Origin of the sequence: Fictibacillus enclensis, assembly GCF_001457035.1 — a bacterium.
GTDB classification, from domain to species: Bacteria; Bacillota; Bacilli; order Bacillales; family Fictibacillaceae; genus Fictibacillus_C; species Fictibacillus_C enclensis.
The window spans coordinates 1,286,979-1,303,812 of the sequence record NZ_KQ758617.1; the positions used below are offsets into that span (position 1 = coordinate 1,286,979).

General features: G+C 44.5%; 18 protein-coding genes and 1 tRNA gene. 15 read left to right on the forward strand and 4 right to left on the reverse strand.

The window, feature by feature from the left end; genetic code table 11:
• Positions 1-4: 4 nt before the first annotated feature.
• Positions 5-1,723 (forward strand): assimilatory sulfite reductase (NADPH) hemoprotein subunit, encoded by a 1,719-nt coding sequence (cysI, locus tag AS030_RS06735; RefSeq protein ID WP_061969752.1) that lies wholly within the window; start codon positions 5-7, stop codon positions 1,721-1,723.
• A gap of 50 nt (positions 1,724-1,773) precedes the next feature.
• Here cysI and lexA read toward each other — a convergent pair whose 3' ends face one another.
• Positions 1,774-2,394, reverse strand: a complete 621-nt coding sequence (gene lexA / locus AS030_RS06740) for a transcriptional repressor LexA (protein ID WP_061969754.1) — start codon at positions 2,392-2,394, stop codon at positions 1,774-1,776.
• A gap of 156 nt (positions 2,395-2,550) precedes the next feature.
• On the opposite strand from lexA, the gene yneA reads away from it, so the two are divergent.
• The 12 genes from yneA (at position 2,551) to AS030_RS06800 (ending at position 12,696) form a co-directional block, all read left to right on the forward strand.
• Positions 2,551-2,829 carry a cell division suppressor protein YneA gene (gene yneA, locus AS030_RS06745; RefSeq protein WP_061969756.1) on the forward strand — a complete coding sequence of 93 codons (279 nt, stop codon included), beginning with the start codon at positions 2,551-2,553 and terminating at the stop codon, positions 2,827-2,829.
• A 6-nt stretch (positions 2,830-2,835) separates the two neighbouring features.
• Entirely contained in the window at positions 2,836-3,492 is a 657-nt protein-coding gene (locus AS030_RS06750) for a YneB family resolvase-like protein (protein WP_061969758.1), read from the forward strand.
• 45 nt (positions 3,493-3,537) lie between these two features.
• Positions 3,538-3,777 carry a DUF896 domain-containing protein gene (locus AS030_RS06755; RefSeq protein ID WP_061969760.1) on the forward strand — a complete coding sequence of 80 codons (240 nt, stop codon included), beginning with the start codon at positions 3,538-3,540 and terminating at the stop codon, positions 3,775-3,777.
• A gap of 101 nt (positions 3,778-3,878) precedes the next feature.
• The gene (locus AS030_RS06760; RefSeq protein WP_061969762.1) at positions 3,879-4,163 is read left to right on the forward strand and encodes an iron-sulfur cluster biosynthesis family protein; all 285 of its coding nucleotides are present in this window, start codon (positions 3,879-3,881) and stop codon (positions 4,161-4,163) included.
• A 180-nt stretch (positions 4,164-4,343) separates the two neighbouring features.
• Entirely contained in the window at positions 4,344-6,338 is a 1,995-nt protein-coding gene (tkt, locus tag AS030_RS06765; protein WP_061969765.1) for a transketolase, read from the forward strand.
• A 138-nt stretch (positions 6,339-6,476) separates the two neighbouring features.
• Positions 6,477-6,917 (forward strand): sporulation inhibitor of replication protein SirA, encoded by a 441-nt coding sequence (gene sirA / locus AS030_RS06770; protein WP_061969767.1) that lies wholly within the window; start codon positions 6,477-6,479, stop codon positions 6,915-6,917.
• 80 nt (positions 6,918-6,997) lie between these two features.
• Entirely contained in the window at positions 6,998-7,210 is a 213-nt protein-coding gene (locus tag AS030_RS06775) for a YneF family protein (RefSeq protein ID WP_061969769.1), read from the forward strand.
• Positions 7,211-7,449: 239 nt separating this feature from the next.
• Positions 7,450-9,198 (forward strand): ABC transporter transmembrane domain-containing protein, encoded by a 1,749-nt coding sequence (locus tag AS030_RS06780; RefSeq protein WP_061971600.1) that lies wholly within the window; start codon positions 7,450-7,452, stop codon positions 9,196-9,198.
• A 2-nt stretch (positions 9,199-9,200) separates the two neighbouring features.
• Positions 9,201-10,985, forward strand: a complete 1,785-nt coding sequence (locus AS030_RS06785) for an ABC transporter ATP-binding protein (RefSeq protein WP_061969771.1) — start codon at positions 9,201-9,203, stop codon at positions 10,983-10,985.
• Positions 10,986-11,060: 75 nt separating this feature from the next.
• On the forward strand, positions 11,061-11,768 hold the full coding sequence (locus AS030_RS06790) for a cytochrome c biogenesis CcdA family protein (protein ID WP_061969773.1): 708 nt from the start codon (positions 11,061-11,063) through the stop codon (positions 11,766-11,768).
• A gap of 11 nt (positions 11,769-11,779) precedes the next feature.
• Entirely contained in the window at positions 11,780-12,223 is a 444-nt protein-coding gene (locus AS030_RS06795) for a Na(+)/H(+) antiporter subunit B (RefSeq protein ID WP_061969775.1), read from the forward strand.
• Positions 12,224-12,237: 14 nt separating this feature from the next.
• Positions 12,238-12,696, forward strand: a complete 459-nt coding sequence (locus AS030_RS06800) for a CcdC family protein (protein WP_061969777.1) — start codon at positions 12,238-12,240, stop codon at positions 12,694-12,696.
• A gap of 35 nt (positions 12,697-12,731) precedes the next feature.
• Here AS030_RS06800 and AS030_RS06805 read toward each other — a convergent pair whose 3' ends face one another.
• Complete coding sequence (locus AS030_RS06805; protein WP_061971602.1) at positions 12,732-13,157, reverse strand: DUF2621 domain-containing protein; 426 nt, start codon at positions 13,155-13,157, stop codon at positions 12,732-12,734.
• 491 nt (positions 13,158-13,648) lie between these two features.
• On the opposite strand from AS030_RS06805, the gene AS030_RS06810 reads away from it, so the two are divergent.
• Positions 13,649-14,185: a type 1 glutamine amidotransferase domain-containing protein gene (locus AS030_RS06810; protein ID WP_061969779.1), complete on the forward strand. Its 537-nt coding sequence runs from the start codon at positions 13,649-13,651 to the stop codon at positions 14,183-14,185.
• Positions 14,186-14,247: 62 nt separating this feature from the next.
• Here AS030_RS06810 and AS030_RS23515 read toward each other — a convergent pair.
• Positions 14,248-14,344: transfer RNA gene (locus AS030_RS23515), tRNA-Sec, on the reverse strand.
• A 245-nt stretch (positions 14,345-14,589) separates the two neighbouring features.
• On the reverse strand, positions 14,590-14,808 hold the full coding sequence (locus AS030_RS06815) for a helix-turn-helix domain-containing protein (RefSeq protein ID WP_061969781.1): 219 nt from the start codon (positions 14,806-14,808) through the stop codon (positions 14,590-14,592).
• Positions 14,809-14,930: 122 nt separating this feature from the next.
• Here AS030_RS06815 and selB point away from each other — a divergent pair, with 122 nt between their 5' ends.
• Positions 14,931-16,832 carry a selenocysteine-specific translation elongation factor gene (gene selB, locus AS030_RS06820; protein WP_061969783.1) on the forward strand — a complete coding sequence of 634 codons (1,902 nt, stop codon included), beginning with the start codon at positions 14,931-14,933 and terminating at the stop codon, positions 16,830-16,832.
• Positions 16,833-16,834: the final 2 nt, after the last annotated feature.

A 16,834-nucleotide genomic window follows, 5' to 3' on the forward strand; every position in this document is an offset into this window, starting at 1 on the left:
AAAGATGTCAAATCCTAAATTAAAAGCACCTGACGGCAAGCCGAGTGATGTTGAACGTATAAAAGAAGAAAGTAATTATTTGAGGGGTACGCTGAAGGAAGTGATGCTTGACAGGATCAGTTCAGGTATCCCGGACGATGACAACCGTCTCATGAAGCATCACGGCAGCTATCTTCAGGATGACCGTGATCTTCGCACTGAGCGGCAGAAACAAAAGCTTGAGCCTGCTTATCAATTCATGCTGCGCGTGAGACTCCCGGGTGGTGTTGCCACACCATCACAATGGCTCACCATGGACCGGCTGGGAAATCAGTATGGAAATGGAACACTGAAATTGACCACAAGGCAGACCTTCCAGATGCATGGCATTTTGAAGTGGAACATGAAAAGTACGATCCAGGCCATCCATGCTTCCCTTATGGATACGATTGCCGCATGCGGAGACGTAAACCGGAATGTGATGTGCATTTCAAACCCTTACCAATCCGAAATTCATTCAGAAGTATACGAATGGTCCAAGAAACTGAGCGAATACCTCTTGCCAAGAACTAGAGCGTACCACGAAATCTGGCTGGACGAAGAAAAGGTGGCAGGCACACCGGATGCAGATGAAGTGGAACCGATGTACGGGCCGCTTTACCTGCCGCGTAAATTTAAAATCGGCATTGCTGTTCCTCCATCAAATGATATCGATGTCTTTTCACAGGATCTCGGATTCATTGCGGTTATTGAAGATGGCAAGTTGACTGGTTTTAATATTGCAATTGGCGGCGGCATGGGTATGAGCCACGGAGATAAGGAAACCTACCCGCAGCTGTCCAAAGTGATTGGTTTTTGCACGCCTGACCAGATTCTTGAGGTGGCGGAAAAAACTATTACTATTCAACGAGACTACGGAAACCGTTCCAAGCGAAAAAACGCCCGTTTTAAATATACAGTTGACCGCCTGGGGGTTGAAACCGTAAAAGAAGAATTGGAAAACCGACTCGGTTGGAGCCTGGCCGAAGCTAGGGACTTTTCCTTTGAGGATAATGGAGACAGATATGGCTGGGTTCAGGGTCTTCAAGATCAATGGCATTTTACGCTGTTTGTTGAAGGTGGTCGTATTACAGACTTTGAAAACTACAAGCTGATGACCGGCCTGCGTGAAATTGCCAAGGTTCACACTGGGGAGTTCCGTTTAACTGCGAACCAGAACTTGATCATTGCAAATGTGTCCGAGGAAAAGAAGCAGGAGATCACGAATCTTCTCGATCAATATGGAATGCTCAACAGCCAGAACGTTTCTGCTATCCGCCGAAATTCTATGGCTTGTGTAGCACTTCCGACGTGCGGCCTTGCTATGGCTGAAGCGGAGCGCTATCTGCCGGTGCTGATGGACAAAATTGATCAGATTGCGGATGAAAACGGGTTGCGCAACGAGGAAATCACCGTTCGGATGACCGGCTGCCCTAATGGATGTGCACGGCATGCACTCGGTGAAATTGGCTTTATCGGCAAGGCGCCGGGCAAATACAATATGTATTTGGGTGCAGCTTTTGATGGCAGCCGTTTGAGCAAAATGTACCGCGAGAACATAGGGGAGGAAGAAATACTAAAGGAATTAAAAGTTCTTTTCCCGAAATATGCGAAAGAGCGTCTTGAAGGCGAACACTTTGGAGACTTTGTCATTCGAAGCGGAGTTATTAAAGCCACAACAGATGGCACCAATTTTCATTTATAATCCTAAAAACAGCGGCCCGGCAGTTATGCCGGGCCGCTGTTTGCTTATTTTTAATGTAAGGTGCGGTACACACCAATTACTTTTCCGAGGATGGTCACGTTTGGAAGAAGGATGGGTGATAACGAAGAATTTTCAGGCTGCAGACGGATATGGTCTTTCTCTTTAAAGAACCGTTTGACGGTTGCTTCATTCTCGTCTGTCATCGCTACGATGATATCACCATTTTCCGCTGTAGGCTGCTGCTTTACGACAACCAAGTCCCGGTCGTAAATGCCTGCTTCAATCATACTGTCTCCTTCTACAGTTAACATAAAAACATTATCGTCTCCTACTACATGCTCTGGAAGAGAGAAGTACTCATCCACATTTTCAATGGCCGTAATCGGAGATCCAGCAGTAACCTTACCGATGATCGGCACATTGACGGATCGTGATTTGGTGATGATCTGGTCGGATTCAAGCCCCAATACTTCAATGGCCCTTGGTTTGGTAGGGTCACGGCGAATCAGCCCTTTTTTCTCCAGACGAGAAAGATGGCCATGAACGGTAGAGCTGGACGCCAGCCCGACGGCTTCTCCGATTTCCCGAACGGAAGGAGGGTATCCCTTTGCATTAACTTCCTCTTTAATAAATTCCAGGATATCAATCTGTCTTCTGGATAACTTTGTCATTATATTTGCACCTCATTCACTGAATACTCTTGAAAAAAGTATAGCATTTAAAAGCAAGATATACAAACATAAGTTCGAAAAAAACCCTTGAAAAGAACAGCTGTTCCCATTATAATGAGAACAAATAGGAACAAACATTCGCAGGGGTGATAGGAAATGAAGGGATTTTCACCGGTAGTTATGCTAATATCTATTTTTGCAGCAGGGTTTTTTATGTTTGCCCATCAGACACATGTTGAAGGCTCGAAGGAATATATGGAGATTACAGTTAATAAGGGAGATTCACTCTGGAAAATTGCAGAAGAATATACTAAGGACCACAAAAGCAATTGGGCATTTGTAGACTGGGTGGAGAAGAACAACGGAATACAGGCAGGGGCCATTACACCGGGCCAGAAGCTCATCATTCCAATCAAAGCAGAAAAAGACAGGTGATGTTACTTGAACGCCATTATTTATTGCAGGGTAAGCACAGAGAAGGAGGAGCAGGCCGCTTCTCTTTCCCGGCAAGAAGAAGAATTAACAAGATTGGCTAAAGAGCATGATTTTACGATCGTTTCTGTCATCAAGGAACGGGAAAGCGGGTACAGCCTCGAACGGGAAGGCTTGCTGCGCATCATTGAAATGGCCCAGAGCGGTGAATTTGAAGTTCTTTTGGTATCAGATGATACCCGGCTGGGCAGGGGGAATGCCAAAATTGTACTGCTTCATGAACTGCTGAAACGTGAAATTAAAGTGTATACCTTCAGCAGCCAGGGAGAGTATCATCTTTCCGAGGCAGAATCGATGGTGCTTGAAATTGTGGCGGTGGTAGAGGAGTACCAAAGAAAGCTCCATAATTTGAAAATTAAACGTGGAATGAAAAAAGCGGTTCAAAAAGGGTACAAGCCGCAGAAAAATTTAAAGAATATCCACAATGGCGGCAGGGAGCGCAAAGAATTGCCGATTGAAGAAATCATTCGTCTTCGCAGGATGGATCTTACGTTCGCTGAGATTGCAGGTACCCTCCGGGGATTTGGATATGAAGCATCGAAAGCAACCGTTCACCGGCGGTATAAAGAGTATATAGAAAGTGCTGTGACTGGAAACCCTACCTGATATTCGTTTATGATAGGCATATCGAATATAAAAGGAGAGGTGTTCATGCTTACACCAGACAAATTGGAACGGCTCAATTTTCTTGCAAAGAAGTCGAAACAAGAAGGTTTAGCCACTGAAGAAGCTGCAGAGCAAAAAGAATTACGAGAAGAGTATCTGAAGAATGTCAGAACTTCTTTTCAAAATAGATTGCATTCATTGACCATCATTGACCCTGAAGGCAATGATGTGACACCGGAGAAGCTGAAAGAAAGCAAAAAAAGCCAAAAAAATATAAAGCATTAAAAGGAAGCCTGATTTCAAATGAAATCAGGCTTTTTTTCTTGTTGCAAAATTCTGAATTTCCTATATACTGTACTATAACAACTTTGGAAGGGGAGAACAAAGTGACTTTTTCAATAACGGATTCTGTTGTAAAATTGTATCGTGAAATTGATTTGAACGAAGGTGAAGCCATTCGGCTTTTCGCAAGGTATGCAGGAAGCACTAGCGATGGCGGATACTCTGTAGGCGTAATTCCCGCAATGCCTGGTGATGGTGATCAAATCCATGAAGTGAGCGGACTGACGTTTTTTTTTAGACCGGACGATGAATGGATTCTTGAGGAAATGAAGCTGGATTATGATGAAACCGAAGACATCTTTTACTGTGACCTTCCCGCACTGGCGTAAGTGATACGGCCTGTATTATAACAAAAGTTATAATGCGGGCTTTTTTATTTGTATGAAGGGAATACTTTAAGGGAAACTAATGAAGGGCATTGTGCTTGTATAAACAGGCCAAAATGTTTATGATTGAATCGACAAATCTTTTACATATGTTCATATGTAGATGAAGGGATGATGAAATTAATGTCTACTGCTTCAATTGATCAATTATCAATTAACACAATTCGAACTTTGGCTATAGATAGCATCGAAAAAGCCAAATCAGGTCACCCGGGAATGCCTATGGGTGCCGCACCTATGGCTTACAGCCTTTGGACAAAGTTCATGAACCACAATCCTGAGAACCCGCAATGGTTCAACCGTGACCGTTTTGTACTGTCTGCAGGACACGGTTCCATGCTTTTATACAGCCTGCTTTACTTATCCGGCTATGATCTTTCCATGGATGACCTTAAAGAATTCCGTCAGTGGGGAAGCAAGACCCCTGGACATCCGGAATACCGTCACACTGCTGGGGTTGATGCCACAACCGGACCACTCGGACAAGGTATTGCGATGGCTGTTGGTATGGCAATGGCTGAACGCCACCTCGCTGCGACTTACAACAAAGATGGCTTTGAAGTGGTTGACCACCATACTTACTCTATCTGTGGTGATGGAGACCTAATGGAAGGTGTATCAGCTGAAGCAGCTTCACTTGCAGGCCACCTTGGTCTTGGTAAACTGGTTGTTATGTATGATTCCAACGATATTTCACTTGATGGTGATTTGCACCTTTCTTTCTCTGAAAGCGTGCAGGATCGTTTTAAAGCCTATGGCTGGCAAGTGATTCGTGTCGAAGACGGCACTGATCTTAAAGAGATCGAAAATGCGATCGCTGAAGCGAAAAAAGATACAAAACATCCAACACTTATTGAAGTTAAAACCGTTATTGGTTTTGGATCTCCAAACAAATCCGGTAAATCAGCTTCCCACGGTGCACCGCTTGGATCAGATGAAGTTAAACTGACGAAAGCAGCGTATGACTGGGTATTTGAAGAAGACTTTTACGTTCCGGACGAAGTGAGAGATCATTTTGCTTCAGTAAAAGAAGAAAACCAAAAGAAAGAAGCAGAATGGAATGACTTGTTTGCCCGCTATGAAAAAGAGCACAGCGAAGCAGCTGCTCAATTAAAGTTGGCAATTGACAACAAGCTTCCAGAAAACTTTGATGCAAACCTTCCTGAGTTTGATAAAGCGATCGCCACACGTGCTTCCTCAGGGAATGCATTAAATGCTTTTGCTCAAAACATTCCTTGGCTGTTTGGTGGTTCTGCTGACCTTGCGGGATCCAACAACACCATGCTAAAAGGTGAAACCAATTTCAGCCGCGAAGATTACAGCGGACGCAACATCTGGTTTGGTGTTCGTGAATTCGCAATGGGTGCTGCGGTCAACGGTATGGCGCTCCATGGCGGATTAAAAGTTTTTGGTGCAACATTCTTCGTATTCTCCGATTACTTGCGTCCGGCCATTCGCCTTGCGTCCATTATGGGTCTTCCTGTAACCTTCGTATTCACGCATGACAGTGTGGCTGTTGGGGAAGACGGACCTACTCATGAACCGGTTGAACAGCTTGCGTCACTTCGTGCGATGCCTGGATTATCTGTAATCCGTCCTGCAGATGCATATGAATCTGTGGCAGCATGGAAATTGGCTCTTGAAAGCACAGATACACCAACGGCTCTTGTGCTTACAAGGCAAGCTCTTCCGATTTTGCCTGGAACAAAAGAGAATGCATATGAGAACGTTAAAAAAGGTGCTTATATCATTTCAGAAGCGGAAGGAACTCCACAAGCGATTCTTCTTGCTTCCGGATCTGAGGTAAGCCTTGCAGTTGAAGCTCAAAAATCACTGAAAGAAGAAGGAATCAACGTTTCTGTCGTTTCCATGCCTTCTTGGGACCGATTTGAACAGCAATCTGCTGAATACAAAGAAAGTGTATTCCCTTCTTCTGTACGTGCACGCCTTGGCATTGAAATGGCTGCTTCTCAAGGCCTTCATAAATATGTTGGACTTGAAGGCGACGTATTAGCGATTGATAAGTTTGGCGCTTCTGCACCAGGAAACAAAATCATCGAAGAGTACGGCTTCACTGTTGAAAATGTTTCTAACAAAGTTAAAGCATTGTTGAAATAATAAAAAATGGCCCGGAGGAAATCCTCCGGGTCTTTTTTGCGTTCGACAAAAGTAGTGATTTCAATCTTCAACATCAGACAACTTTTTTTTAGGACATGCTTTATACTGGGGAAAAAAGCGAGAGTAGGTGGCGGGGGCTTGAGAGAGTATTTCATTTATAAGCTAAAAGATGAAGTTGCTGAACGATACTTTGGAAAAGAGTCAAAGCTTTTTCAGCTCTTTTTAGAGGAATACAAAACCTTTACCGCTCAGAAGGATGTCCTGCAAAAGCAAATCGAGTACATTACGTCTCCGCTACATGTTGATCCTTTACAAACCTTTTTAAAGCAAATGCTCCTCTCGAAGAAGGGGTTTCACACAGAAATTCATTCCTTTTTACTGGAAAGTGACAATAGTTCTGCCCGGCTCAGCTTCTCAGAACGCTACCTCATTCTTCAGAGTGTGGGTGGTTTTGAGGCGGAAACGATCATTTTTGAAACGATGCGCAAATACGAGCGCTGTTTTTTTGCCATGGATTTTAAATATTACCGTTATGGGTGGCTGAATCCGTTGAAACCGAGGACAGGGTACGGCTCATAAATATTTTAGTGTCCATCTTGTATATGTTTATCACTTTATAGTAAACTAGTGCTAGACAACATGAAGGAGGAAGTTTTACTATGTTTTATTATATCCTTGTGGGTATTCTAGCGCTTCTTGCAGGCGTAGCTATCGGCTTTTTCATTGCCCGCAAATACATGATGAGTTATCTGCAAAAAAATCCGCCAATTAATGAAAACATGCTTCGGGTCATGATGATGCAAATGGGCCAGAAACCGTCCCAAAAGAAAATTAACCAAATGATGCAGGCAATGAACAAACAAATGAAGTAATAAATCAGTGACAAGCTGATTTATCTTCAACGACGATAGAGAGTTGATCATTTCTTACGTCACTGGTTAAGTTCATCTTTATCCTTGATACCGGATTTGTTCTTCTTAGATCTCGTAATAAGCCGCCTTATGGTCCATGTGGACTGTAGGGTGGCTTTTTTTATTGCAGAAATGATTTTTAAAATTTTCATTATTTGGTAAAATAAAGAGGGTGTTTTTGGGGGAAGGGGATGTTGGGCTTGAATGTGTTTATGGATTTGATGTGGTACTTTAAACAGGAAAAAAGAAGGTACCTGACCGGAATTGCTTTGCTTGCGCTTGTGTCGCTGTGCCTTCTGGTTCCGCCAAAAATCATTGGCTATACGGTTGATCGTATAAAAAGTAATTCGTTGACCGGAAAACAGCTGGGGAGTTACATGCTGATTCTGGCGTTGGTCGCGGTTATTGTATACTTATTGCGTTTTTTCTGGAGAGTTCTGATTTACGGAGCCTCCATTCAACTGGCTTTGCTGCTGAGGAACCGGCTTTATACCCATTTTACGAACATGTCCCCCCGCTTTTATCAAAAAAAGAGAGTAGGAGATTTGATGGCCCACTCCACCAATGATCTCCAGGCGATTCAGCAAACAGCAGGGGACGGGGTGCTGACGCTCGTTGATTCCTCGATGATGGGTGGTTTTACGCTGATTACGATGGCTGCTACCATCAGCTGGAAGTTGACGCTCATCAGTCTGCTCCCGCTTCCGGTCATGGCCTGGTCAACCAGCCGGTATGGTAGCATGCTGCACGAGCGCTTCCATAAAGCGCAGGAAGCTTTCTCTGAGATGAACGATAAAGTGCAGGAAAGCATTTCGGGAGCACGGGTCATCAAAGCGTTTGGACAGGAAGAGCAGGACGTGGATGCCTTCAAAGCATTATCGAAGGATGTAGTCCAAAAAAACATTTCCGTGGCCAAGGTGGATGCTTTGTTTGATCCGACGATATCTCTCGTTGTCGGCGTTTCTTTTTTTCTTGCGGTTTCCTATGGCTCTTCCCTTGTTATAAACGGAGAGCTCACGATCGGACAGCTTGTCTCTTTTACAAGCTACCTTGGTCTCCTGATCTGGCCAATGCTGGCATTTGGCTGGTTGTTTAATATTGTTGAAAGAGGAAGAGCTTCCTATGACCGCGTGACAGATCTATTAAAAGTTAATGACGTGATCTCTGAAAAAGAGGATGGATTACAGGAGCCGCCTGCCGGATCGATCGAGATGAAGCTGACATCTTTTTCATATGATGAAAATGGTCCAGCGGCTCTAAAGGACATTTACTTTGAACTGGCGGCAGGGAAAACCATGGGGATTGTCGGCAAGACAGGCAGCGGAAAAACGACCCTCTGCCGGCTATTGCTCAAAGAGTTTCAAGTGGGAGATCATCAGATCATACTGGCCGGACATGATATAAACGATTATCGTCTTCATGCGGTAAGAGAAGCCATCGGGTATGTGCCGCAGGACCATTTTCTCTTTTCTGCAACTGTTGCTGAGAATATTGCCTTTGGAAAATATCATGCTTCCTTTCAAGAAATCAAACAGGCATCAAAGGATGCGGCCGTTTACGAGGATATCGTTCAATTTAAAGACGAGTTTGAAACGGTCGTGGGCGAGCGAGGCGTGACTCTCTCCGGCGGGCAGAAACAGCGGATTTCCATCGCGCGTGCCCTGCTAACCGATCCCGAGCTGCTTATTCTTGATGATTCCCTGTCGGCCGTTGATGCCAGGACAGAAGAAAACATTCTGAAAAACCTGAAAGGCAAGCGGAAAGATAAAACGACGATCATTACCGCTCACAGACTGTCTAGTGTGGATCATGCCGATCTGATCATTGTGCTGGATGAAGGCAGGATAATCCAAAAAGGAATACATGAAGAACTGATTGCAATTCCTGGATGGTACAGGGATACGTACGAAAGCCAGGCATTGGAATCATTGATCGCAAAAGGAGGATGAACATGGATCGGACAAATACGGAAGAAATCAAGCAGCGGGCTGTGTTCAACCGGCTTCTCTCTTATTTAAAACGCGATCAGAAAAGGCTCATTTTAGCTTTTGTACTGTTGATAATCGCGACGGGAACCGATCTTCTCGGTCCGATACTTATTAAAGTATTTATTGATGATCACCTGACACCGCGAAATTTTGATCATACCATCATACTCCTTCTGGCGTTGGGATACATCAGTATTATTGTATTGTCATGTATTCTGAATTACATACAGCTTGTTTTGTTTCAAACGGCCGCCATGAACATCATTCAGAGCATGAGAATCGATGTGTTTACGAAGGTGCATGGCCTGGGGCTTCGTTTTTTTGACCGTACACCTGTAGGGAGTCTTGTTTCAAAAATAACGAACGACACAGAAGCGATCAAGGATTTTTATGTGAGTGTTCTTTCCGCGTTTGTCCAGAATATCGTATATTTAGCAGGCATATTTATCGCGATGTTTTACTTGAATGTAAAATTGGGATTATTCTGCCTGGTGCTGTTGCCGGTGATTGCTTTCATCATGGTCTTGTACCGAAAATTCAGCTCCCAATCGTTTTTGCATATGCGCGAAAAACTCAGTGAACTGAATGCCAAGCTTAATGAGTCGCTGCAGGGAATGAGCATTGTCCAAGTCTTTAACCAGCAGAAGCGGCTCAAAAAAGAGTTTGCGGATGTGAACCGGGAACATAATGAAGCATGGATGAAAAATATTAAATACAATGGCCTATTGCTTAGGCCCGCGGTGGATCTTGTGTATGTTCTCGCCATCATGATTGTTCTTTCATTTTTTGGTATCAAATCATTTTCGAGCCCGGTTGAAATTGGCGTCATTTATGCGTTCGTCAATTATATGGACCGCTTTTTTGAACCCGTCAACATGCTCATGATGAGGCTGTCGATGTTTCAGCAGGCCATTATTGCCGGAGGCAGGATGTTTGAACTGCTGGACGAAAATGATAAAGCTCCAGGGGCAGAGGGCGGCCGTCATCCTGTCATTACGGAGGGGGCCATTGAGTTTAAAAATGTTACGTTCTCCTATGATGGCAAGCACCCTGTTCTAAAAAATATTTCGTTTCATGCCCGCCCCGGTGAAACGGTGGCACTTGTCGGGCATACCGGCAGCGGCAAAAGCTCGATCACCAATTTGTTGATGAGGTTTTATGAACTGGGGCAGGGAGAGATTACAATCGATTCGGTTCCGCTGTCATTTTACGATAATCATGAATTAAGAAGCAAAATGGGACTGGTACTGCAAGACTCATTTCTTTTTGCCGGTACTATCTCTCATAACATCTCCTTATTCAATACGAACATTACAAGGGAGCGGGTGAAGGAGGCAGCGGCTTTCGTACAGGCTTCCGAATTTATCGAAAAATTGCCAGAAGGTTATGATCAGGAAATCGGCGAGAGGGGGTCGACCTTCTCTACTGGTCAGCGCCAGCTCATTACATTTGCCCGTACGATGGCTTTTGAGCCTAAGATCCTTATTCTGGATGAAGCCACCGCGAATATCGATACGCAAACAGAAGATGCGATTCAGCATGCCCTGCAAAAGATGAGGGCAGGAAGAACCACCATCGCCATTGCCCACCGGCTGTCAACCATTCAGGATGCCGACCAGATTCTTGTCCTTCACAAAGGAGAAATTGTGGAACGGGGAACTCACCAGCAATTGATTCAAATGAAAGGGCTTTATTATAAAATGTATGCTCTTCAACAAAAAGACAAACTTTCAGAAGAGGTGGGCTAGAAAATCCTTTTTTCATTGAAGAACAGGTCCACTTTCATTTAAACTTAAAGTATTACATATAGAGGAGTCGACACAATGGACTTAAATATTTGGCTCGCTTTCGGAGCAGGATTGCTTTCCTTCATTTCACCCTGCTGTCTGCCGCTTTATCCAGCCTTTCTTTCCTACATCACCGGTATCTCGGTCCGGGATCTGAAAGAAGAACATGGGATGAAAAAGAAGCAGGCGCTGCTGCACACGTTTTATTTCCTGCTCGGATTTTCTATTATATTCTTCGTGCTTGGACTATCGTCATCCTACATCGGCGGTCTGTTTGCGCAATACAAAGATTTCCTCCGTCAGTTTGGCGCTATTATCATCGTCGTTTTTGGACTTCTGGTGCTTGGCGTATTTCAGCCTGCTTTTTTAATGAAAGACAGGAAGCTCACATTTAGAAACCGGCCGACGGGATATCTGGGTTCAGTGTTGATCGGAATTGGATTCTCTGCCGGATGGACACCGTGTACCGGACCCATCCTCGGTGCGGTGATTGCACTCGCGGTCTCCAACCCGGGAGCCGGTATGCTGTATATGGGCTGCTATGTGCTCGGTTTTGCTGTTCCGTTTTTCTTTTTAAGCTTCTTTTTGGATAAACTAAGCAGTATTAAACGGTACAATGTGCAGATCATGAAATCAGGCGGTTTTCTTATGGTTGCCATGGGGGTCGTGTTATACTTTGATTGGATGACGAAAGTTACTTCATTTCTTGTGAACCGGGTGTTTGGCGGCTTTCAAGGATTTTAGGGAGGTACAGCTTGGAGAGAAGCAGTAACGATCTTATTTTAAAAACCACCACAAATATTATCGTGTTTATCATTCTTGCTTTTTCGGTCAATTCTTTTTTCTCCGGCCATAACGCGCCGGGCGGGGGATTTATTGGAGGATTGATGGGAGCCGGAGCGATTGTTCTTTTATATCTGGCATACGGTATCGGGCCGATCAATCGTGTGATTCCGGTGAATTATCGAATTGTGCTCGCAGCGGGCCTTTTAATTGCTTTTTTGACAGGCATGGGCTCGTTTGTGTTTGGCGTTCCGTTTTTAAGCCATTCATTTGGACACTTTCACCTGCCGCTGCTCGGTGATACTGAGCTTGCCACAGCCATGCTGTTTGATCTTGGCGTTTATCTGACGGTCCTTGGCGTAACCATGACAATTATCTTATCGATCGCAGAGGATGATGGGGATACATCCGATTAAGAAAGAAGGAAAGAATGTTGTTCTTCATTGCGAGCAGTATTTTGGCAGCTGTCATGGCTGTAACTGTTATTTTTGTTCGTTTAAAAGCTACGAAAAAACCGGCTTCTTTAAAAAAAATTATCCTGCCTCCGTTTTTCATGTCGACCGGCTTTCTGATGTTTGTGGTTCCCGTGTTTCGGGTCACATGGATGGAAGCAGGGGAGGCCTTTCTGGTAGGCTGTCTTTTTTCCATATTCCTTATCAAAACGAGTAAGTTTGAGAAGAGGGGAGGGGAAGTCTACCTGATCCGGTCCAAGGCGTTTGCCGCGATTTTGATCATTTTGTTTTTGGTCCGTATGGCGATGAAAACCTACCTTGGACATCAGATCTCTTATCCGGAAACGAGCGGGTTGTTTTTTATCGTGGCGTTTGGCATGATCCTCCCCTGGAGGGTTGCCATGTATTTTGGCTACAAAAAAGTGCTGCAATCATAAAAAACTCGATCACCAATTGGTGGTCGAGTTTTTTATTATCCCAGTAAGCTCCGGTAAGGGGAGAGGTCGATCTGCTTTTCGTTTAGTTTTTTAACCAGCCATTTGTGGTCGCGTTTGGGAGTTGCAATAATGTAACCGCGAACAATCAAATCCTGAGTCATCACCGAAGCTTTTTCGGTCATGGCAAGTTCCCCGATTTTCCCTGCTATCTTTTCGCGTGCCACGTCCCGAAACAATTCGGGTACCGGTGAGACGAGTTCTTCCAAAAATTCCTTTTGTTTTGGTGTCCATAGGTGTTTCGTTTGGGAGATGTAATACTCCTGCCAATCAAGTATGGACCTGCCGTCTTCTTTCGGAAGCCGTTTTAAAAACTTCCGAAACATAAAATATCCGCCGATCGCAAACATGGAGATTAAAAAAATGGTCCAAAGTGCGATGAACAAAAAAAAGCCTGTAGACATGTTTGTCACCCCGATCGTATGGTTGCCAGAAACCACATTATGTATCCTTTCTTCATTATATAGGGGGAAAGTGCATTAAATCAATATCCATCTGTCAGTGAGTGTAGAGAGGGGAGGGGCTCGGGAAATAATTCAAAACGACAGCAAACGACATGGTTTTTAGACTATAACAGATAAGAAATTCAAACTATAACAGTTTGCAGGTTGGTACAGAAGGTTATAAACAATGATACAGGGTGAGTTGTGGATAAGTGTGAATAACCGAAACTGTGGATAAACATGGGGAAAACTCGGTATGCATAAATATTCACCACTGCATAAAACAAATATACATTGATGCATAAAATTGGTTTTGTTTCGGACGAAAGGGAACGATACCCCCCTATTGTGTATTGGGTTTGGGAAATAATAGGTCCTCGGCTTGACTTCTATCCATCAGCAAGGGTACGCTGTCCGTACAAGTAATCATTTTTATGGAGGTGCGTTTAAGCGTGCGGTTGAAAAATAAACGAGTTTTAAGTTTTGTGCACCATGACTTTGAAGATCTGGAATTATGGTATCCGATTTTGCGTTTGCAGGAAGAAGGAGCTTCCGTGGAACTTGCCGGGGAAAAAGCAGGAGAAGTATACAAAGGAAAATACGGAGTGCCGGCCACTGCTCAGCTTCCGTTTGATGACGTTGATCCGGCAAATTATGATGCGCTGCTCGTTCCGGGAGGCTGGGCGCCGGACAAGCTGAGACGTTTTCCGAAAGTGATCGAAATCGTGAGGCACATGGAAAAACACCACAAGCCGATCGGACAGATTTGTCACGCGGGATGGGTGCTGATTTCCGCTAAAATTCTTAAAGGCAAAAAGGTAACAAGCACACCTGGAATTAAGGATGATATGGAGAATGCAGGTGCGGAGTGGCGCGATGAAGCCGTAGTGGTTGACGGTCATTTGGTTTCAAGCCGCCGTCCGCCGGACCTGCCGCCATATGTGAAAGCATTTGCCGATGTGATTGCAGGGGATTACGAGAGACAATAAAAAAAGAAGGCGGCGCTGCCGTCTTCTTTTTATCTTTTTATTTATGATCTAATCATTTATATTGGCGGGACCATGTGGGAATCGAACCCACCGGAGACGGCACGCGCCTCCCAAAAAGTTTTGAAGACTCAGGCAAGCACCAGCTACGCTTCTGGCCCCGAGACAGTAACTTTATTTTTTGATCAGTTCTTCTTCAAAATAAAAAGTTGAAGGGTTTTCTTTTACCACATAAGAATAGCGTTTCATATTTTTGATAAATTTGCAGCGTAATACTGTAACCATCTCATCGGTTGCTTTGATTTTAACGGATTCTCCCGCGGTATACAGGTTTGTTTTCAGTTTCGCTCTCTCCTTTGTTCATTATAAAAATTAATTATTCTTGACGTGAAAAAAGAGTGAAGAATTCACTCTTTTACTACTTTCCAGTCATATAAATCTTCAACCTGGCAGTCAAGTTCTTTTGCGATGGCCATTGCATTGCTCAAGCTCATAACTTTTTTAGATTGATAATCGTTTAATTGATCCACTGAAATATTCGTACTTTTAGAAAGAGCTTCAATCTTCATTTTTTTCTTCGCGATCAATGATTTCAGGTTGCTTTTCTTCGGCTTATAATTGCTCAAAACGCCACCTCACTTTTATTAAGTATAGCACAATGCAGGCAGGATAGATAGTTTTGATAACATGATGACTGTACGGCATGATAAAATGAACCCAAATGAAAACAAAAAGGGAGGCGGGAACTTTGGCAACAAAACATGTCACGATCGGCATTGCCGGCCATATTGATCACGGAAAAACCGCTTTGACGAAAGCACTCAGTCAGGTGGATACCGATACGCTGAAAGAGGAAAAAGAACGAGGCATTACGATTGAACCGGGAATCGCCCCTTTTTCGTTAAGTGAAAGTATTTCCGCCGCCATCATCGATGTGCCGGGGCATGAAAGATTTATCCGCCAGATGATTGCCGGTGTCGCCGGAATTGACTTGGTGATCCTTGTCATCGCGGCTGACGAAGGCATCATGCCGCAAACTCTTGAGCACCTTGAAATTTTGCAGTTCCTCGGTGTTACACAAACGGTTTGTGCCGTAACCAAGAGTGATAAAGTCGATCCCGAATGGAGGGAATTGCTGAGAGACGAGATTGAAGGGCTCACAAAAGGGATGGCTCTCGAGGAGATTCCCATTCACTTTGTCGACAGCCTGAGCGGGAAGGGAATCGCATCTTTAAAAAATCAGCTGGTTCAGCTGGCGAAAACCGTTCCATCAAAAAGCCGTTCCGGTCCGTTCCGGCTGCCTATCGACCAAGCCTTTACCGTTAAAGGACAGGGAACAGTGGTGCGGGGAACAATTGTTGAAGGATCTGTCACGACCGGTGACCTGGTCGCATTGGAGCCGGGGGAGGAACACGTGCGGATTCGGCAGCTGCAGGTACACAATAAAGTGGTTGAGACGGCCGGTGCCGGCCAGCGAGCAGCCTTGAACCTGGCGGGTGTAAGCAGGGAAGAGCTTAAACGGGGACATGTGCTCGTTTCTCCAGGTCAGTATCCGGTAAGTGACTGTTTGGACGTTCTGCTGAATCTCTCGAAAAACGCAAAAAATTTGAAGCAGCGCCAGCTCATAAAGTTTTACATAGGAACGTCTGAAGTAATGGGGAAAATTGTTTTCTTCGACCGGAATGAAACCAGGGAAAAAGAGAATGAGATCTATTGCCAGGTGAGATTGGTGCAAACGGTAGTTGCCAGAAAAGGCGATCGGTTTATTCTCAGGCGGCCTTCCCCTGAAGAAACCATAGGTGGTGGCGAAATCATCGATCCTATGGGAGGGAAATATCGATTTGGCATGTCTACCGTCAATCGTCTAAAGGAAAAAAAGGAAGGAACACCGGTGGAGTGGGCAGCGAGGGAACTAAAACGCAGCGGCGCTTTATCAGAAGAAGAACTTTACACAGTACTCGGCATGAATGATGATTTTTCAGATACCATAAAAGAGCTACTATTAACCTCTTTCATCACAGAAATTCAAAAGGGTGTTTATGCGCTCACTGAAAAAGTGAATGAAATAAAAGAAGCGCTGACCCGTCGTGTAACAGAATACCAACAGAGGCATACTCTTCGCCAGGGGATGGACAAAGCGGAACTGCTTCACAGCTTCCGGGATGAAAAGGAAGAATTAATGCAGTATGGCCTAAAAGAAGTGCTTGCCGAGGAGGTTCTTGTACAGGAGAACCAGTTTATCCGTCATTATTCATTCGCACCCCATGTGCCGGCAGGGTGGGAAAAACGCTTTGAGAAGCTTGAGAAAACAATGCTCAGTCAGGGATTGGAAGCTCAGCCGTTTAAGGAGCTTTACCAGGAAGGGCAGCTTCCATCTGACCTTTATCAGGAGGTTGTCCGGTTTATGACCAACTCGGATGCCGCTTATAAACTTGATGATGACAGGCTGATCCATGCCCTTGTGGTTCATAAACAAATGGAAGTATTGGAGAACACATTCCCTGAATCCTTTTCTGTTCAAGACGCCAAAGTGGTGCTTGGGGTTTCACGAAAGTTTTTGATACCATATCTCGAACTATTAGACAGGATGGGGTACACCGTACGCGATGAGGGGAAACGACGGTGGAAAAATAAAAAAACTCCGAAATAACG